The organism is Halorussus vallis (assembly GCF_024138165.1).
In the GTDB taxonomy this organism is placed as follows: Archaea; Halobacteriota; Halobacteria; order Halobacteriales; family Haladaptataceae; genus Halorussus; species Halorussus vallis.
In genome coordinates this window covers 2,201,836-2,219,301 of sequence record NZ_CP100000.1, presented here as the reverse complement: position 1 = coordinate 2,219,301, position 17,466 = coordinate 2,201,836, and the positions used below count along the sequence as shown (strand labels likewise).

Here is a 17,466-nt window from a genome sequence, read left to right as displayed (position 1 = left end):
GACTCCCCCCATTTCTATCATCCGAGAACAATGTTATATTTATAGAATTTTCATTACTTTAAATACTAATATGGTTAGTAAATAATATATATGACTAGCAAGCACAGAAAATTGCAATGTCGAAAGGAAGAAGAAATTTCCTCCGTCAGGTTGCAGCGACAGGAATCGGAATTGGATCAACGTCACAAGTCGTCGGAGCATCGAAGAAACGACGAGTCAACGTCACACGAGCCCTTCAAACGAACCCGACGATCGAGTCTACAGTCGATTCTAACTCGAAAGAGCTGTCTTACAACTGGGACGCCGGCAAGGACCCAAGTTCGACCGACCTTTTCAACTACTCCTTCGGCGGATCCGAAGTACGGATTCTGGACGTTTTCGAAACGGACACGTACGGCTGGCAAGCGTACGTCGGGCTGTGTGGTTGTTCTGTAACCCGGAACTACAGGATGAAGTCGAGCGAATACCAGCCGCAAACTTGGGAGGAAATCAGCAACATCGGACGAACCACGATGAAATGGGTCAACGGCGACTCGTCGTACGGCCAAATTGACCCCGAAGCAGGTTACCGAGGATTCTTCCCGAAAGGTGGGACGACGCCGACACTCCCTGGCTGGGTGGAACCCGCTTTCAAAACGGCGACCAGTCTTCTCACCGCTGCGGCGACCTCCAACCCGTACACCGGAGCAGCCGCCACAATCGCACTCGGAGCAGAAAGCATTATGGACAAACTAGCGAAAGAAGACGGTCAATCGAATATTAGTGTGGACGGACGAAGCGGGATCGAAGTGACGTTCGACAAGAATCTCTTCGGCCAAGAGCACACCACCGAGTACACGAGCAAGATGGGTCACTACGATCGCGTTCAGACGCGAATGGGAGATCCGAAGGGCGGTGTAGACCTCCATGTTACCAGTGGCTATTCCGGCCGAGGCGAGTCGTGGGAAACAGAGTACGACGTGTATACGTGGGACACGGGCGGTGGCAGTGTTCTGGCATCTGGAACGTCGACATCCCCTACGGGTCGATTTACGGCCGAAGAGAAGGAGCGATACGGCATCGTCAACGTATCCGGTGGACAGGTTGACGACCCGATAGTTAAAACCACTAGCCACTTGAGCACTCGCGTGAAGCGACTGTCCGAGCAAGTTGACGGTGAGCTTACGAGGATCGCGCTCAATCCGCCGACTAAAATCGTCTCTCGAAACAAGACGACCCAGTAACGCCCTCACTCTTCTTCTCGCTACGACTGTGAAAATCCCGAGCGGTGAGATAAAACGCTTCTACCTTGCGCGTGTCCGTGGAGCGTTGGAACACCGATGCTGTTCTCTTCTTGTATCCTCGGTTTGCTGTTCGGAACGATGAACTGAGCGCTGAGACGCGGACTCCGTTCTATTTAGGTGAGACTCTTCGTCGAATTACTGGGTCGTGGGATGTTGCAGTTCTCGAAAAGTTCCGATGATGAACTGATTTTAAGAGTGCCCCTTGAGGTCTTATCCCATACTAACCAATGCTGTCCAACACAAGAGTCTCGAGTCGCGTCCTCTATGTGACGTTGTCTGATGGTCTCTCCGGTAATCGAGGATACCTGTGTCCCGTCAACGTATAAACTGAACGTATGGTTTTTCACCCGTTCGAATTGCTCGGGGTAAATAACCAGTTCTTCGGCGTGTCCATCGGGAGATATTGCACGAAGACGCTCCGATTTCCGAAGGGCCGTATCCCCGTTACCGTCCATAACTTCCACTCTTACCCTTATACTATTTCCGAGAGTATTCACCACCCTAATCATTCTCAGTGGGAGATCCGGTCCGGCAATAGACGAACTACAACCACTCGTCACTAGAACTCCACACGCGGACACCACCTTTAAAAAATCTCTTCTATCCATATCGCCAACATGAGCTGCCAAATAATATAATGTCTTTGTTCTCCCAATGCATAGTCGATACAGTCTACGCCGGACTAACGTTCGAATGAAGGTATATCTCTCGGCCCGTTGAACTCTACGTTGTCTAGGTACGGCCAGGGACGGCTCTCACGTCACGATCGGAGGGGATGATACGAACGTACCACCCAAGACAATCCGGTGGTACTCGAAGGAGCCGCGGGGGAACCGGCGTTGGTCGGGAACGATGCGGATACTGTCGGACATCGTTCAGCAAAAATCCGACGCGCCTGCCGGAAGAGCCGAACTCAAATAGCTCCGCCGCGTTCCTCCGACGTGTCCCACGGTCACGCCGAGGAGTCGAGCGAGCGCCTGTTGACCGGCTACTCCGGCCGCCTCTTGCTCGCGGCGTCGCTCGGCTGGGCCGCGATTCAGGCTGGCCGACTCGTCCTCTCGCCGCTGTTGCCGACCGTGATGCAGAAACTCGCCATCACCGATTTCCAGTCCGGCGTGGCGTTCACCACGCTGTGGGGGCTCTACGCGCTCTGTCAGTACCCGAGCGGTCGCCTCTCAGATCGCCTGACGCGCAAGACCCTGCTGGTGGCCGGCCTCGTCCTGCTCGCGGTCGGCTTCAGCGTCCTCGCGACCGCGCCGGGCTACCCCGTCTTCCTGCTCGGGGCGGCCGTCGTCGGCACCGGCGCGGGGCTCTACCCGACGCCCGCGCGGGCGCTCGTCTCGGACTTGTTCGTCGAGCGTCGCGGGCAGGCGTTCGGCCTCCACACCGCCTCCGGCGACGTGGGCGGGGCCGCTGCGGCCGGCCTCGCGGTCGCGGTCCTGGCGGTCGCCACCTGGCGGGCCGCCTACCTCCCGGTCGTCGCCGTGGTCGTCGGCGTCGCGTTAGCGCTCCACCTCTGGGCCCGCGAGCGCTACACGCTCCCCGAAATCGACAGCGAGGCGGTCGCCGACGGCCTCGCCGACGCGCTCTCGACCGGTCGACGACTCCTCGACCAGCGTCGGCTGCGGTGGTTGCTGTTGGCGTACGCCCTCTACGCGTTCACCTGGCAGAGCGCCGCCGGTTTCCTCCCCACGTTCCTCCAGCGGGCGAAGGACTTCCCGCCGGGACTCGCGGGCGGCGGGTTCGCCGCGCTGTTCGTCGTCGGCGCGCTGGTCAAGCCGGTCGCGGGATCGCTGGGCGACCGGTTCGGGCGCTCGAAGGTCGCCGCGGCCGCGCTCGCGCTCGCGGCCGCGGCGCTGACCGGCGTCCTGCTCGCCTCGGGGACGGTCGCGGTTTCGGTCGGCGTCGTCGTCTTCGCCGCCGGACTGATGGCCTACCCGCCGGTGATGCAAGCGTTCCTCATGGACGCGTTCCCCGAGGGAAGCATGGGCGGCGACCTCGGCGCGACCCGGACCGTCTACATCGGCGTCGGCAGTCTCGGACCGAGCTACGTCGGCTACGTCGCCGGCCGGACCTCCTACGAGACGGCGTTCGCCGGACTGCTCGGCTGTCTCGCGGTCGGCGCGCTGGTCGTGGTCTGGTTGGCGCGAACCGAGTAGGCGGGCGGCGAAAAAGGGCCGGCCGTCAGGGGAGCCACCGCTTCAGCCGGGCGAGCAGGCCGGGCGCGCGCTTGCGTCCGGTCCACTGGAATCCGTCGGTTCCCGTCTCGTCGCGCCGGTCGGCGATTTCCCTGCGGAACGACTCGGTTCGCTCCGAGAGGATTCGCTCGTTGCGGGCGACCACGGCGTCGAGTTGGGCCTCCTTGTGGGCCAACTGGCGTTCGAGACACGACACCTCGTCTTCCAGTTGGGCGCGCTCGGCCAGCAGGTCCTCGTACTTCCGTTCGTATCGTTCGTAGAGCTGTGCGCGACCCTCCTCCAGTTCGGGTCGGAGTCGCTCGCGGGTGTCCTGCGGGCAGACGACCACCACCAGGTCGTCGGCGTCGTCGACCGCTGGTTCTCCGTCTCCCACGTCCTCCACCACGCGTTCGTCCTCCGTTTCGCCTGCGTTCACCCTCCGGGCAGTCGGGTCGTGAGCGTTCTCGGGGGTATCGGTGCTCACGAACGAGTAACACGGGCCGAAACCCCAAAAAGCCGCGCGAGACGGGCGTCTGACGCCGTCAGACGCCCGTCTCGCGCGCGTCCTGCCTTAAGCCACCCGGGCTTTCGTAGTCAAATCGGTGTCGGGCTCTCCAGGCGAAATAGAGGGGTTGGCGACATCGACGACGGCGGCGAGTCGCCGCCGTCGTCGATGTCAGTCGTGCGCGACGTCGCTACTCCGCGGCGGGCGGGCGCGGGCCGAACTCTGCCAGCGCGGCCTCGAACGCCTCGTCGCCCGGTCCCGGAAGCGGTTCGTCGGCGGTCCGGCACTCGCCCGAGACGCCGAGTCGGTCGCAGACCGCGTCCGCGACCGACTCGGCCATCAGCCGGTAGGTCGTGAGCTTTCCGCCGACGATGGTCGAGAACCCGGCGAGGTCGTCGCGAGTCGCGTGGTCCAACAGCGTGTAACTCCGGGTGAGCGCCCGGCCGTCGGCGAACGTCCGCTCGGTCCCGCCGAACAGCGGCCGGACGCCCCAGTAGGCCTCCCGGACCGCGGCGTCCCGGAGGTCGGGTATCATCTCGCTCCCCTCCGCGACCATCCGGTCGACCTCCTCGCGCTCGGTCGGGTAGTCGTCGGGGTCCGAAACCTCCTCGCTCGTCGTGCCGAGGACGACCGAGTCGGGCCGCGGCACGACGATGTCGCCGTCGGCGGTCGGCCGACACCGGTTGTACACCGCGTCGACGCCCTCGAAGTCCACCACGACCATCACGCCCTTCGAGGGTTTCATCGGTACCTCGACGCCGGCGAGCGCGGCGACCTCGCCCGCCCACGCGCCCGCGGCGTTGACGACGTGGTCGGCGTCGATTCGCTCGGTCCCCTCGTCGGTCCGGACGGTCGCGCCCGCGAGTCGACCGTCCTCGGCGTGGAAGTCGACGACCTCGGCCCCCGTGGTGACCGTCGCGCCGTGTTCGCGAGCGTCGACGGCGTTGGCGACCGTCAACTTGTACGCGTCCACGACGCCGTCGGGAACCCGGAGCGCGCGCTCGATCTCGGGCGTCAACCACGGCCGGTCCTCCCGGAGGTCGTCGCCGTCGACCGTCTCGACGTCGATGCCGGCCTCGCGGCAGGCGTCGACCTTGCGCTCGAAGTACTCCTCGGGGTCGCCCGGCAGGTCGAGGAAGTAGCCGCCGGTTTCCCGCACGCACCCCGCCGCGACGTCGCGCAGGATGCGGTTCTCCGCGATGCACTCGGCCGCGCTGTCCGGGTCGGCGACCGCGTAGCGCGCGCCGCTGTGCAGGACCCCGTGGGTGTGACCGGTCGCGCCGCTGGTCAGGTTCCCGCGCTCGACGACCCTGGTTTCGACCCCGCGCATGCTCAGGTCCCGCGCGATACCGACGCCAGTCGCCCCGCCCCCGACGACGAGGACCGTCGTCTCGTCGGTAGTTCGTGTCTCCCCCATCGGACGAGACTCGGGACGCGACCCGCATCGGTCTGTCGGCCGCGCGAAAAACGCGTCGTCCGCGGGCCGCGCCTCGGCGCGGCCCGCGGCTAAAAACTGCGCGAGGACTACTCCGCGAGGTGCTCCAGCACGCCCTCGGTGTCGGCCGGCACGGGTTCGGGGTCGGCGCCCGCCGCGGCCGCGGCGTCGGGGTCCTTCAGCAGGTGGCCCGTGGTCAGACAGACGACCTGCTCGTCGGCGCCTATCTCGCCCGACTTGCGGAGTTTCCGGAGGCCCGCCACGGAGGCCGCGCTCGCGGGTTCGACGCCCACGCCGTCTCGGGCGAGCGCGCGCTGGGCGTCGGTGATCTCTTCGTCCGACACGGCGACTGCGGTGCCGCCGGTTTCGCGGATGCCCGGCAACGCCTTCGGGGCGTTGACCGGATTGCCGATGCGGATGGCGGTCGCGCGGGTTTCGACTTCGTCCCAGCGCCGGACTTCGTCGGCCCCGTTCTCGATGGCCTCGACCATCGGCGCGGCGCCCTCGGCCTGGACGCCGGTCAGCGTGGGAACCTCTTCGGGTTCGAGTTCGCCGGCGGCGACCAGTTCCCGGAACGCCTTGTAGAGCGCGCTGGTGTTGCCGGCGTTGCCGACGGGAAGGACGATGCGGTCGGGGAGGTCACCGGTCTGGTCGTGGAACTGCTCCAGAATCTCGAGGCCGATGGTCTTCTGACCCTCCAGGCGGAAGGGGTTCAGCGAGTTCAGCAGGTAGGCCTCCCCGCGGTCGGCCAGTTCCGAGACGATATCGAGGCAGGCGTCGAAGTTGCCGTCGACCTCCAGGATGCGCGCGCCGTGGAGGCTCGCCTGCGCGACCTTGCCCGCCGCGACCTTGCCCGCGGGCAGGAGGACCAGCACCTCGGTCCCCGCCCGCGCGCCGTAGCACGCCAGCGCCGCGCTCGTGTTACCCGTGCTCGCGCACGCGAGACGACCCACGCCCAACTCCTGGGCGACCCGGACGCCCACGGTCATCCCGCGGTCCTTGAAACTCCCCGTGGGGTTCATCCCCTCGTGTTTCACTCGGAGGTCGGTGACGCCGACTTCGTCCTCGATGGTCGGCACCGAGTAGAGCGGCGTGTCGCCCTCCTCGATGCTCACGCCCTCTTCGAAGGGAAGCGCGGCGGCGTAGCGCCAGACGCCCCGCCGCCCGGTGGCCTCGAAGTCCTCGAAGGTGGGGAGTTCCGCGTACCGCACTTCGAGCAGTCCCGAGCACTCCGGACAGCGGTAGCGGACCTCCTCGAACGGCGCTCCGCTCCAGTCGCACTCGATGCAGGTCAGCCAGACGCCGTCGTCTGCTCCGTCCGGCGGGGACTCGACTCCGGCGTCGGCCAGCGTCAGGTCGGTCATTGGCGGGGGAAGGCGACCGACGCCCAAAAAGGGGTCGGTCGGGGGCAGATTTACCGACGCCCGTCCGTTGTCCGACGACCCGACGAAGTCGCCGCTACTGCCGCGGACGAATCCGGCCTGGACGCCGAGTACTCCGTGGAATCGCTCACACGTCCCTCCCACTCGGTCGTCTTCGGCGTCGGCTCCGGCGTTCTGCCGAGAACGGTCCCCGGTCGTGCGGATTCGGTCGGCGCTTCGCGACCCGACGCGGCAGTCCACAAGACCTTTGACGGCGTTCGGTCGAGAGTCGCAGATGACGACGGATTCGACCCCGGGAACGCCGGCGCGGCGCCTTCGGAGTCGCGGTCGAGACGCGCTGGCCCGGCGGTTCGGCGTCGACGCCCGAGCGCTGGCGGCGCTCCGGATTTCACTCGGACTCCTCCTGATCGCCGACGCGCTCGGGCGGTCGCGCAACCTGGTCGCGTTCTACACCGACGCGGGCGTCCTCCCGCGGGCCGCCCTCCGGGAGAGCTATCCGCTCCTGGCCAGGTTCTCGCTCCACGCGCTCTCGGGCTCCCCGCTGGTGCAGGCGGCGCTGCTGACGGTCGCGGTCGTGTTCGGCCTCGCGCTGCTGTCGGGGTACCGTACCCGGTTGGCGACGGCGGGGTCGCTCGTCCTGCTGGTGTCGCTGCACGCCCGCAACCCGCTCGTGCTCAACGGCGGGGACGCGCTGCTCCGCCGGTTGCTGTTCTGGGGGCTGTTCTTGCCGCTCGGCGAGCGCTGGTCGGCGGACGCGCTCCGGCGTCGCGGCGCCCCGAGCGACGACGCCGCTCCGCGGCGCCGCGTGGCGAGCGTCGCGTCGGCCGCCCTGCTCGTGCAGGTCGTCCTGGTCTACACCGTCAACGCCGGTCTCAAACTCCGCGGCGACCTGTGGCTGCGCGGCGAGGCCGTCCGGTACGTTCTCAGCCTCGACCAGTTCACCGTCCTGCTCGGCGACGTTCTCGCGAACTACCCCACCCTGCTCGGCGTCGTCGACCGGCTCTGGCTCGGCATGCTCGTCTGCTCGGTCCTGCTGATCGCGCTGACCGGCCGCGCGCGGACCGGCTTCGTCGCGCTGTTCGTCGGGACGCACCTCGGGATGGCGCTCACCATGCGGTTGGGGCTCTTCCCGCTGATTTCGGTCGCGGCCTTGCTCGCGTTCCTCCCGTCGTCCGTCTGGGATGTACTGGAGTCGAATTTCGCGAGTCCGAACTCCCGGGGCGGCGAGGACGCGGGCGAGTCGGTGCGGTCGCCGGCCGACTCGCGGCGGTTCGGTCGCCTCGCAACGGTCGTTCCGTCTTCGACGATTACCCGGCCCGGCGTTCCACGCTCGCTCTCCCGGTGGGCGTCCCGGTTGGCCCCGTTGGTCGCGGCGTGTCTGCTCGTCGCCCTGCTGGGCTGGAACGCCGCCGTACTCGTGGACGGTGGTTCGAACGAGGTCGCAAGCGCCGACGACACTCCCTGGGGCATGTTCGCCCCGGAGCCGATGCAGACCGACGGCTGGTACGTGGTTCCGGCCGAACTGGCCTCCGGCGACCGCGTCGACGCCTTCCACCGCCGACCGGTCCGGTGGGACCGCCCGACCGACGTGGCGCGGTCCTACCCCACCGCACGATGGCGAAAGTACCTGACGAACGTTCGCCGGTCGGAGTACGCTGCCCAGCGACGCTCGTTCGCCGGATTCCTCTGCGAGCGCTGGAATCGCAACCGCGACGACGAACTGACCCGACTCGCGGTGTACTTCGTCGCCCAGCCGACCCGACTCGACGGCCCCGAGCCGACCCGGCGGGTCGAACTCGGCCGCTACTCGTGCTCGGACGTCTCGGTATCCGGTTGACGGTCGTGCACGAACTGGCGGTGTCCCCCGCCGTACTCGGTTCCGGTTTCGAACGACGGCCGGCGTCACTGCACGTGCGACGATTCGCTCGAACCCCTCGAAATCGTAAGCCACCGGCTCTCTCTGGTCCGATTCGCGAGTCCCCCGCGCACCGTTCGATGCTACATTTAGTATAGCGAATGCGAGTTTATGGCGGCTCAGGGCTGCACCACCAGCACCTCACCGTCGCGCTCGAACTCGGTACCGAACGGCGCCGAGAGCGCCCGCATCCGGCGTCTGCTCCACTCAGCCGTGCTCGGACTCGTCTGGTGGACCGCCAAGTTCGAGATCTCGGTCGGCAGCAACCGCAGCGACGTGACCCCGTCCTCTTCGACCGACATCTCGAAGAGGAAACTCCGGTCGTTGCGAAGCGTCGAATCGACCGCGTAGTCGTCGACGAAGTCGCCGCAGTCGTACAGAATCACCGACCCGTCTCGGACCTCGACACCCTGGAAGACGTGGGCGCTGTGGCCGTGGACCACGTCGATGCCCTGCTCGACCAGCCAGCGCGCGAGTCGTCGGAATCGCTCGGGCGGTTCCTCGACCATGTTCGGCCCCCAGTGGAGCGACGCGACCAGCAGGTCGGGGTCGCGCTCGCGGGCGCGGGCCAACTGGGCCGCCAGCACCTCGCGCGCCGCGGATTCGTCCCGGAGGTCGAGGTACGCCGTCCCGAGGTTCGCCTCGGTCGCCGCGAACTCCGGGGTGTTGTCGGTCGCCGAGACGAACCCGACCCGGAGGCCGGCGGCCTCCGGGTCGCCAACGTCGACTACCGCCGGTTCGCGGGCGGCCCGGAGGTTCCTTCCCGCGCCCGAGTGGGCGATTCCGGCCTCGTCGAGGCGTCTCACGGTGTCGAGAAGCGCGGTTTCCCCGAAGTCCATCAGGTGGTTGTTCGCCAGGTTCGCCCAGTCGACGCCCGCGCGTTCGAGGGCGGACACCGCCCGGTCGGGGTCGGCCCGGAAGTGAAACGGCCGGTACGTCTCGGTCCACGGGCCGCCCCGCGTCGAGAGACAGCACTCCAGGTTGACGAACAGGCCGTCGAGCGCGCGGAGTCGGTCGAGGACATCGCCCCAGACGGCCGCGGCGGGTCGCCGCCGCTGGCGTTCGTCGACGAGGCGTCCGAGCATCACGTCCCCGGTGAATCCCAGTCGTGTCATCGGCTCACACCCCTCCGTTTCGTTTGGAGATGACTGTGCAAAAGCGCCCGGTCCGGTCGCTCGATTCGCCGGCGGCTCGACCCGCGACCGGCTCCAAAAAGAACTGTCGGCGTCGATCCCTCGGAATTCGCCTGTTCGTCGTCCGGCGGTTCTACTCGCTCTGCGGGTTCGCCTCGTTGTGCATCTCCTCGATGACCTTGTCGAGTTGCGGGTTGCCGCCGCCGGGCTGGGTGCCGAACGAGAACTCGCCCTTGCCGTCGACGGACGCCCCTTCGGTCCACGGCTCGTGGGGGTTCTCGCGCTCTTCGCGGAACGTGGACATGAACGTGTAGTTGAACTCCTGGTTCTCCTTCTCCTGCGGGAAGCTCGCGGGAACCGGGAGCGTCTCGCCCAGGTCCTCCAGCACCGCGTGCCACTGGTTCTGGTGCATCGTGTCGCGGGCGATGAGGTACGCCAGCATGTCCTTCATCCCCTGGTCGTCGGTCATCTCGTACAGCCGCGTCGCCAGCAGGCGCCCCGTCGCCTCGGCCATGATGTTGGCGTACATGTCGGCGGCGAGGTTACCGCTCGCGACCACGAAGTTTCCGCTGAACGGGTTGCCGTTCGCGTCGACCGGCATCGCGTGCAGTCCCGCCGAGAGCGCCTGCCGGGGCTGGCCGCCGCTCATCATCGCGTCGATGACGGCGTCGTTCTCGCGGGCCTCCCGGCGCATCTCCTCGGGCGCGCCCTGGAGGTTCTTCGAGACGGCAGTCGCGAGCATTTCGATGTGGCCCAGTTCCTCGGCCGCGGTTTCCATCAGTAAGTTCCGGTACTCCTGTTGTTCCTTGGGCACGCTGAACGACTGGAACATGTACTGCAGGGCGACGCGCATCTCCCCTTCGACGCCGCCGATAGCCTGCTGGAGCATCTTTGCGAAGTACGGGTCCGGCTCTTCGACTTCGACTTCGTATTGGAGTTCGTTGTCGTGGTAGAACATCTTCGTTTCCCCCGCAGTGCTAGTCAACGACACTCCCGTAAGCAGTTTTGGCTATTGACGTTTATTTACGGCTAGTTAAAAACTGGGTGGTAGTTCGCTCGAAAACGGTCGTATTTGGAAAACGCGTTCTCGTGATGGGCGAACTTTCGGTCGGGATGTGCGTACCTGGCCGACGACCGCCGGCGTCGAGTGCCGTCTCTCGAAGCGTCTACTCCGTTTCGGGTCGAAGGAAAACGACGGCCGTCTTCCGGAAATTGCGCGACGACTACTCGATTAGCTGGGCCAACAGCGCCTTCTGGGTGTGCATCCGGTTCTCGGCCTGCTCCCAGACGACGGCGTTCTCGCTCTCCAGCACATCGCCCGTGATCTCCTCGCCCCGGTGGGCGGGCAGGCAGTGCATCACGACCGCGTCGGGTGCGGCCGCGAGCAGGTCGTCGTTCACCTGGAATCCCTCGAAGTCGGCGAGTTTCGCCTCGCGTTCGTCCTCCTGGCCCATGCTGACCCACACGTCGGTGTAGACCACGTCGGCGCCTTCGACCGCGGCTTCGGGGTCGTTGACGACTTCGGGCGCGGCTCCACAGTCGGCGGCCCGCGCGAGGCAGTCGTCGTCCGGTTCGCGGCCCTCGGGCGTCGCCATCGTCAGGTCGATGCCGGTCATCGCACACCCGACCGCGAACGACTGGGCGACGTTGTTGCCGTCGCCGACCCACGCCGCGGTCACGTCCTCGAAGTCGCCGAACGCCTCGTAGATGGTGAACAGGTCGGCGAGCGTCTGGCACGGGTGGGCGTCGTCCGAGAGGCCGTTGACGACCGGCACCGACGAGTGGGCCGCCATCGCTTCGAGGTTGCCGTGGTCGAAGACCCGGGCCATCACCCCGTCGACGTACCGCGAGAGCGCCCGCGCGGTGTCCGAAACCGGCTCTCCGCGGTCGAGGTGGGTGTTCTCCGGACCGAGGAAGACGGCGTGGCCGCCCAGTTGGGTCATCCCGGTTTCGAAGGAGACTCGGGTGCGGGTGCTCGGCTTCTCGAACAGCATCGCGAGGGTCCTGTTGGGCAGGACCGCGTGCGGTTCGCGGTTGCGGTGGGCGTCCTTGAACTCCTCGGCGGTCGAGAACACTTCGGCGAGCGACTCCTCGTCGAGGTCGTCGACGTCGAGGAAGTGGTCCGGCGGCGATTCGGTGGTCGGTTGCATGGTCGTGGATGTGGCGTGGTGGCTCATTCTTGCAGGTCGGCCGCGACGGATTCGAGCACGCCGACGGCGCGGTCGAACTCGTCGAGGGCGAGGTGTTCGTTCGGCGCGTGGTCCAGGTCGGAGTCGCCGGGGCCGTAGGTCGCCATCGGGCAGTCCCAGGCCTCGGCGTAGAGATTCATGTCGCTGGTTCCGGTCTTGCGTAGTAAGCGAGGGTCGCCCCCCGCTCGTCGAATCGCGACGCGGAACGCGCGGGCCACCTCGGTCCGCGGACTCTCCATCACCGGCGGAATCGGTTCGCGCCAGTCGACGTCGCCGCAGTTGAGCGCGTCCTCGACCGTCTCCCGGATGCCCGCGGCCGTCTCGCCGGGGGGAATCCGGAACTGTGCCTCCACATCGGCGCCGACCGACAGGCCGTCGGCGGCGGTGCCGCCGTCGAACTCGACGGGTTTGGCGGTCACCTGCTCGAAGACGGGCGTCTCGCCGTCGTCACCGTCTCCACTCTCATCGGCTGCGAACGCTCCTTCGACCTCCCGCCACCACGTCATCGCTTTCTGGATCGCGTTGGCGTCCGGCCGCGAGGTGTGGCCCGACGCGGTGCTGGCCGAGTAGGTCCCTGCCAGGAAGCCCCGGTAGCCCAGGGTGACGCCGTCCCAGCCCGAGGGTTCGCCGTTGACCACGGCGTCGGGGGCCTCGCGGTCTTCCACGAGGAACCGGGCGCCGCGCGAGTCGGTTTCCTCGCCGACGACGCCGACGAAACTGACGCCCGTCCGGACGGCCGCGACGGCCATCGCGGCGAGCGGCCCCGTGGCGTCGACGCTCCCGCGGCCCCAGAGGTTCCCCTCGTCGTCGACCCGCACCAGAATCTCGCCGGGCACGGTGTCGACGTGCGACGTGAGCAGCACCGAGTCGTCGGCGGGCGCGCGGACGTTCCCGACTTCGTCTATCCAGACCTCGCGGCCGTGGGCCTCGAAGAACTCGACGAGGCGCTCGGCGGCCGCCCGCTCCTCGCCGGTCGGCGAGGGAATCGAGACGAGGCCCGCGAGCAGTTCGCGGGCCGCCTCGTCGTCGACCACTGCGTCGCCGACCGACGCCGCCGACGAGTCGGCGGCGTCGGTCGTCGCTTCCTCGTCCTGCTCCGTCGCTTCGTTCGCGTTCACGCCTGGGCCTCCGCGAGTACGTCGGTCAGCGCCTCGATGACGTGGTCGGCGTGCTCCTCCGTGACCGTCAGCGGCGGGAGCAGGCGCACGACGGTCCGGCCCGCCGGCAGCGCCAGCACGCCGTGGTTCAGCGCGAGTTCCTTCAGCATCCGGTTGGCGCCGCGCTTGACCTCGACGCCGAGGATGAGCCCCTCGCCGCGAACCGTGCGAATCGGTAACTCTGAACCCCTTAGTTTCGACTGGAGGTGACTCCCGATTTCGGCCGCGTTTCCGGGCAGGTCCTCCTCGACGATGGTCGAGAGCGTCGCCTCCGCGGCGGCGCTCACGACCGGGCCGCCCGAGAACGTCGACCCGTGGGGACCGGACTCCTCGGCGACCCAGTCGGCGCAGACCGTCGCGCCGACCGGGAGGCCGCCGCCGAGTCCCTTCGCGGACGTGAGTACGTCGGGCACCACGTCGCGCTTCTCGCAGGCCCACAGCGCGCCGGTCCGGCCGAGGCCGGTCTGGATCTCGTCGAAGACGAGCGCCGCGCCCGTCTCCTCGGTGACCTCGCGGGCCGCCTGCAGGTAGCCCTCGGGCGCGGGGTTGACCCCGCCCTCGCCCTGGACGGGTTCGAGTAGGACCGCGGCGGTGTCGTCGTCTACGGCCTCCGCGAGGGCGTCCTCGTCGCCGTAGGGGACGAACTCGAAGTCCTGGGCGAGGGGTTCGAACGGCGCCTTGTACTTGGGCTTCCAGGTCGCCGCCAGCGACCCCATCGTCCGGCCGTGGAAGCCCCGCTGGGCCGCGACGACCTTCGAATTCCCGGTGGCGCTCCGGGCGAACTTGATGGCCGCCTCGTTGGCTTCGGTCCCGGAGTTGCAGAGCCAGACGTTGTCGAGGTCGCCCGGCGAAACCGCCGCGAGCTTCTCGTACAGCGCGTCGCGGGCGGAATTCGGATAGCTGGCCTGGACGAAGGTGAGCTTCTCGACCTGTTCCTGGACCGCGTCGACGACCGCGGGATGGGAGTGGCCGACCGCGGCGACGCCGTAGCTCGCGCCGAAGTCGAGGTACTCGTTGCCCGCGTCGTCGTAGAGGTAGACGTCCTCGCCGCGCTCGATGCGGATGGGCTTCTCGGAATAGACGAAGCCGCTCATTTACCGACCACCTCCGTCTCCTCGGCCGACTCGTCGGCGCCGACCGCGCCGGGTTCGAACGTCGTCCCGTGGCCGGTCCGGGCGGCCGTGATGGGGTCGCGGTTGTTCGCGTCGGCGACCGTCACCGAGCGCGCGCCGCCCTCCAGCGCCTCGACGGCGGCCATGACCTTCTTCGTCATGAACCCCTCGGCGGCGTCCTCGACCGCGTCGAGGTCGGCGGGCGTCTCGACCGTCTCGATGAGCGTCTCGACGTCGTCGGGGTCTTCGAGCACGCCCGGCACGTCGGTCAGCACCACGAGGTCGCCGCCGACCGCGGCCGCCACCGCGGCGGCCGCGCGGTCGGCGTCGGCGTTGACCGGCGTGTAGCCGCCCTCTTTCTCCTCGGCGAGCGCGGGCACCGTCACGACCGGCACATAGCCGCCCGCGAACAGCGTCTCCAGCAGGTCGGCGTTGACCGAGGTTATCTTCCCGGAGTGGTCGCCGCGCCGTATCTTCTTGCGGCCGTCCTCGACCACCTTCACGGCCGACTTGCGCGGGCCGGTCAGAAGCTGGCCGTCGACGCCCGACAGGCCGACCGCGTTGACCCCCTGGTTCTGGAGGCCTGCCACGAGGTCGGTGTTGAGTTTGCCCGGAAGGACCATCTCGAACACCTCCATCGTGGTTTCGTCGGTGAACCGCCCGACGACGCCGTCGGGGGTTTCGACGTACTCGGGTTCCTCGCCCAGGCGTTCGAGCGTGTCGTCCACGGCGGTCGACCCGCCGTGGACGACCACTACGTCCTCGCCGTTGGCGGTGAGGTGGGCCACGTCGGCCAGCGCGCCCTCGGGGTCGACGGCGCGCGCGCCGCCGATCTTCACGACGACGGGGGCGTCGGTTTCCTCTTCCTCGACGCCGACGCTTCCGCCATCGGTCCGAAGGCCGTCTTCGGAAACCTCGTCGTTGTCGATGAGCTCGGCGTGGGCGGCCTCCAGTTCCGCCTCGGTGTATTCGCGGGTCATCGTCACGGCGCCCCCACGGGGTGGAGTCCCTGGAACTCCAGTCCGGCCGTCTCCTCGAAGCCGAGCGCGACGTTGGCGGCGTGGACCGCCTGGCCGGCCGACCCCTTCACCATGTTGTCGATGGCCGAGAAGACCACGATGCGCTCGTTCGTCGGGTCGACTTCGAAACCGACCTCGGCGTAGTTCGTCCCGGCGACCGCCTTGGGTTCGGGGTAGCGGTAGACGCCGCTTCCCCCGGCGGCCATCCGGACGAACGGTTCGTCGTCGTAGGCCCCGCGGAACGCGCCCCAGAGGTCGCCGGTCGAAACCGGTTCGTCGGGGAAGACGTGGCAGGTCGCGCTCGCACCGCGGACCATGTCCACGGCGTGGGCGGTGAACGACACCGAGGTGCCGAGTTCCTGCTCGATTTCGGCCTCGTGGCGGTGGCCGGTCGGCGCGTACGGCCGGACGACGCCCGAGCGCTCGGCGTGCGAGGAGGCCTTGCTCGCGCCCGCGCCGCCCTCCGAGGAGCCGACCTTCACGTCCACGACCACGTCGGACTGGCCTTCGAGGATGTCCGCGTCGAAGAGGGGGTACAGCCCCAGCAGCGTCGCGGTGGCGTTACAGCCCCCGGCCGCGATGAGGTCCGCGCCGGGCAGTTCCTCGCGGTGGAGTTCCGGCAGGGCGTAGACCGACTCTTCGAGGTACTCGGGCGCGACGTGGCCGTCGTACCACTCGTCGTACTGCTCCTCGGTTTCCAGGCGGAAGTCCGCCGAGAGGTCGACGACGGTGTCGGCGACGTCGGTGAACTCCTCGACGTGCTCCATCGAGACGCCGTGAGGCGTCGCGGCGAAGAGCAGGTCGACCGATTCGAGGTCGCCGGGTTCGGTGAAGCGCAGGTCGGACCCGCGCATGTTCGGGTGGACCGAGCCGACCGACTTGCCGGCGTACTCGCGGCTGGTCGCGCCTGCGAATTCGACGTTGGGGTGGCCCGCGAGGATGCGCAGGAGTTCCCCGCCGGTGAACCCGCTCGCGCCGACGACGGTCGCGGTGACCGTCTCGGTCGCGTCGACCGCGTCTATCTCTCCTTCGACCGCCATCAGGCGGTCACCTCCACCGTCTGGCCGGCCTGCGATTCGAGCCAGTCGACCACCGCGGCAGGCACGTCGGTTTCGACGGCGTCGTTGAGCGCCTTGAACTCGACCGTGTGGTTGACCTCGTGGACGGTGTAGGAGTCGCCGGTTTCCATCAGGTCGACGCCGAGCAGGCCGCCGCCGACCGCGTCGCTGGCCTCCTTCACGAGTTTCTCAGCCTCGTCGTCGAGTTCGAACGCGGCCGTCTCGCCGCCCTTCGCGGCGTTGGTGAGCCAGTGGTCCGAACTGCGCGTCATCGCCGCCACGGGTTCGCCGTCGGTCGCCAGCACGCGGATGTCGCGGCCGGGCTTCTCGACGAACTCCTGGACGTAGAACACCTTGTGCTCGTAGTGGCCGAGCGTTGCCTTGTGTTCCAGAATCGCCTCGGCGGCGCTCTCCGAATCGATCTTGGCCATCAGCCGCCCCCACGACCCGACGACGGGCTTGAGCACGCAGGGGTAGCCGAACTTCTCGATGGATTCCATCGCCGACTCCTTGGTGAACGCCACGTCGGTGTTGGGCGTGGGCACGCCCGCGGCTTCGAGCGCCAGGCTGTTCTTCACCTTGTCGGCGCACGTCTGGGCCGTCTCGGGCGAGTTGACGACGGGCACGTCGTACGCCTCGCAGAACTGCGTGGCGTAGATGCTCCGACTCGTGGCCAGACAGCGGTCGACTACGAGGTCGCACTCGGTCAGTTCGTCGGGGCCGTCCGACAGCCCGAACTGGTGCTTGCGCACGTCGATCTTCACGACGTCGTGGCCGCGGTCGCGTAGCTCGCCGAGCAGCAGTTTCTCGTCTTTACGGATCCGGGAGTAGAGCAGTCCAATCTGCAATTTACTCCCCCCAGTCCTCTTCGAGCTCCGGGGCTCGGTCGAGGACTGGCGGGTTCTGGTCGACGACTTCGAGTTCCGCGCCGCAGGTCGTGCAATCGACTATCTCTCCGACTTCCGCATCGTCGTGCAGGGTCACGTCGTCCCCGCACTGGACGCATTCGGTCATTGTACTTCTCCCTCTCTCGGCTATCCACTTAAAGACTTCGAACCTGTCAACAAAGCATTATTTTACAAACTAACGTCTAAGCGCCCG

Annotated in this window: 15 protein-coding genes; 3 read left to right on the top strand and 12 right to left on the bottom strand. The window is 67.4% G+C overall.

Annotated features, from left to right (window positions below; translation table 11 throughout):
• Positions 1–116: 116 nt before the first annotated feature.
• Together NGM07_RS11225 and NGM07_RS11220 are read left to right on the top strand one after the other, a co-directional pair.
• Positions 117–1,223 carry a hypothetical protein gene (locus NGM07_RS11225; RefSeq protein ID WP_253511312.1) on the top strand — a complete coding sequence of 369 codons (1,107 nt, stop codon included), beginning with the start codon at positions 117–119 and terminating at the stop codon, positions 1,221–1,223.
• Positions 1,224–2,224: 1,001 nt separating this feature from the next.
• Positions 2,225–3,442, top strand: coding sequence for an MFS transporter (locus NGM07_RS11220; RefSeq protein WP_253511309.1), 1,218 nt, complete (start codon positions 2,225–2,227; stop codon positions 3,440–3,442).
• Between the two features lie 25 nt (positions 3,443–3,467).
• Here the strand turns inward: NGM07_RS11220 and NGM07_RS11215 are convergent, their stop codons facing one another.
• The 3 genes from NGM07_RS11215 to thrC form a co-directional block, all read right to left on the bottom strand.
• Positions 3,468–3,944 carry a hypothetical protein gene (locus NGM07_RS11215; protein WP_253511307.1) on the bottom strand — a complete coding sequence of 159 codons (477 nt, stop codon included), beginning with the start codon at positions 3,942–3,944 and terminating at the stop codon, positions 3,468–3,470.
• Positions 3,945–4,155: 211 nt separating this feature from the next.
• Positions 4,156–5,382 (bottom strand): FAD-dependent oxidoreductase, encoded by a 1,227-nt coding sequence (locus tag NGM07_RS11210; RefSeq protein ID WP_253511304.1) that lies wholly within the window; start codon positions 5,380–5,382, stop codon positions 4,156–4,158.
• Positions 5,383–5,489: 107 nt separating this feature from the next.
• Positions 5,490–6,764, bottom strand: coding sequence for a threonine synthase (thrC, locus tag NGM07_RS11205; RefSeq protein WP_253511302.1), 1,275 nt, complete (start codon positions 6,762–6,764; stop codon positions 5,490–5,492).
• 292 nt (positions 6,765–7,056) lie between these two features.
• On the opposite strand from thrC, the gene NGM07_RS11200 reads away from it, so the two are divergent.
• Positions 7,057–8,619, top strand: coding sequence for an HTTM domain-containing protein (locus tag NGM07_RS11200; RefSeq protein ID WP_253511299.1), 1,563 nt, complete (start codon positions 7,057–7,059; stop codon positions 8,617–8,619).
• Positions 8,620–8,816: 197 nt separating this feature from the next.
• Here the strand turns inward: NGM07_RS11200 and NGM07_RS11195 are convergent, their stop codons facing one another.
• From NGM07_RS11195 to lysW, 9 genes are all read right to left on the bottom strand, one after another.
• Positions 8,817–9,812 carry a CapA family protein gene (locus NGM07_RS11195; protein WP_253511296.1) on the bottom strand — a complete coding sequence of 332 codons (996 nt, stop codon included), beginning with the start codon at positions 9,810–9,812 and terminating at the stop codon, positions 8,817–8,819.
• Positions 9,813–9,963: 151 nt separating this feature from the next.
• Positions 9,964–10,788: a manganese catalase family protein gene (locus NGM07_RS11190; RefSeq protein WP_253511293.1), complete on the bottom strand. Its 825-nt coding sequence runs from the start codon at positions 10,786–10,788 to the stop codon at positions 9,964–9,966.
• A 265-nt stretch (positions 10,789–11,053) separates the two neighbouring features.
• Positions 11,054–12,007 carry an ornithine carbamoyltransferase gene (gene argF / locus NGM07_RS11185; protein WP_253511290.1) on the bottom strand — a complete coding sequence of 318 codons (954 nt, stop codon included), beginning with the start codon at positions 12,005–12,007 and terminating at the stop codon, positions 11,054–11,056.
• A complete protein-coding gene (locus NGM07_RS11180; protein WP_438267710.1) occupies positions 12,004–13,137 on the bottom strand; it encodes a [LysW]-lysine hydrolase in 1,134 nt (377 codons plus the stop codon). The genes argF and NGM07_RS11180 overlap by 4 nt, the downstream gene beginning before the upstream one ends.
• Positions 13,134–14,270: an aspartate aminotransferase family protein gene (locus NGM07_RS11175; protein ID WP_253511288.1), complete on the bottom strand. Its 1,137-nt coding sequence runs from the start codon at positions 14,268–14,270 to the stop codon at positions 13,134–13,136. Before NGM07_RS11175 ends, NGM07_RS11180 begins: the two co-directional genes overlap by 4 nt.
• Complete coding sequence (locus tag NGM07_RS11170; RefSeq protein WP_253511285.1) at positions 14,267–15,268, bottom strand: acetylglutamate/acetylaminoadipate kinase; 1,002 nt, start codon at positions 15,266–15,268, stop codon at positions 14,267–14,269. Before NGM07_RS11170 ends, NGM07_RS11175 begins: the two co-directional genes overlap by 4 nt.
• A gap of 2 nt (positions 15,269–15,270) precedes the next feature.
• On the bottom strand, positions 15,271–16,347 hold the full coding sequence (argC, locus tag NGM07_RS11165) for an N-acetyl-gamma-glutamyl-phosphate reductase (RefSeq protein WP_253511282.1): 1,077 nt from the start codon (positions 16,345–16,347) through the stop codon (positions 15,271–15,273).
• Complete coding sequence (gene lysX / locus NGM07_RS11160) at positions 16,347–17,213, bottom strand: lysine biosynthesis protein LysX (RefSeq protein WP_253511280.1); 867 nt, start codon at positions 17,211–17,213, stop codon at positions 16,347–16,349. Before lysX ends, argC begins: the two co-directional genes overlap by 1 nt.
• Position 17,214: 1 nt before the next feature.
• Entirely contained in the window at positions 17,215–17,379 is a 165-nt protein-coding gene (lysW, locus tag NGM07_RS11155) for a lysine biosynthesis protein LysW (RefSeq protein WP_253511277.1), read from the bottom strand.
• Positions 17,380–17,466 lie beyond the last annotated feature (87 nt).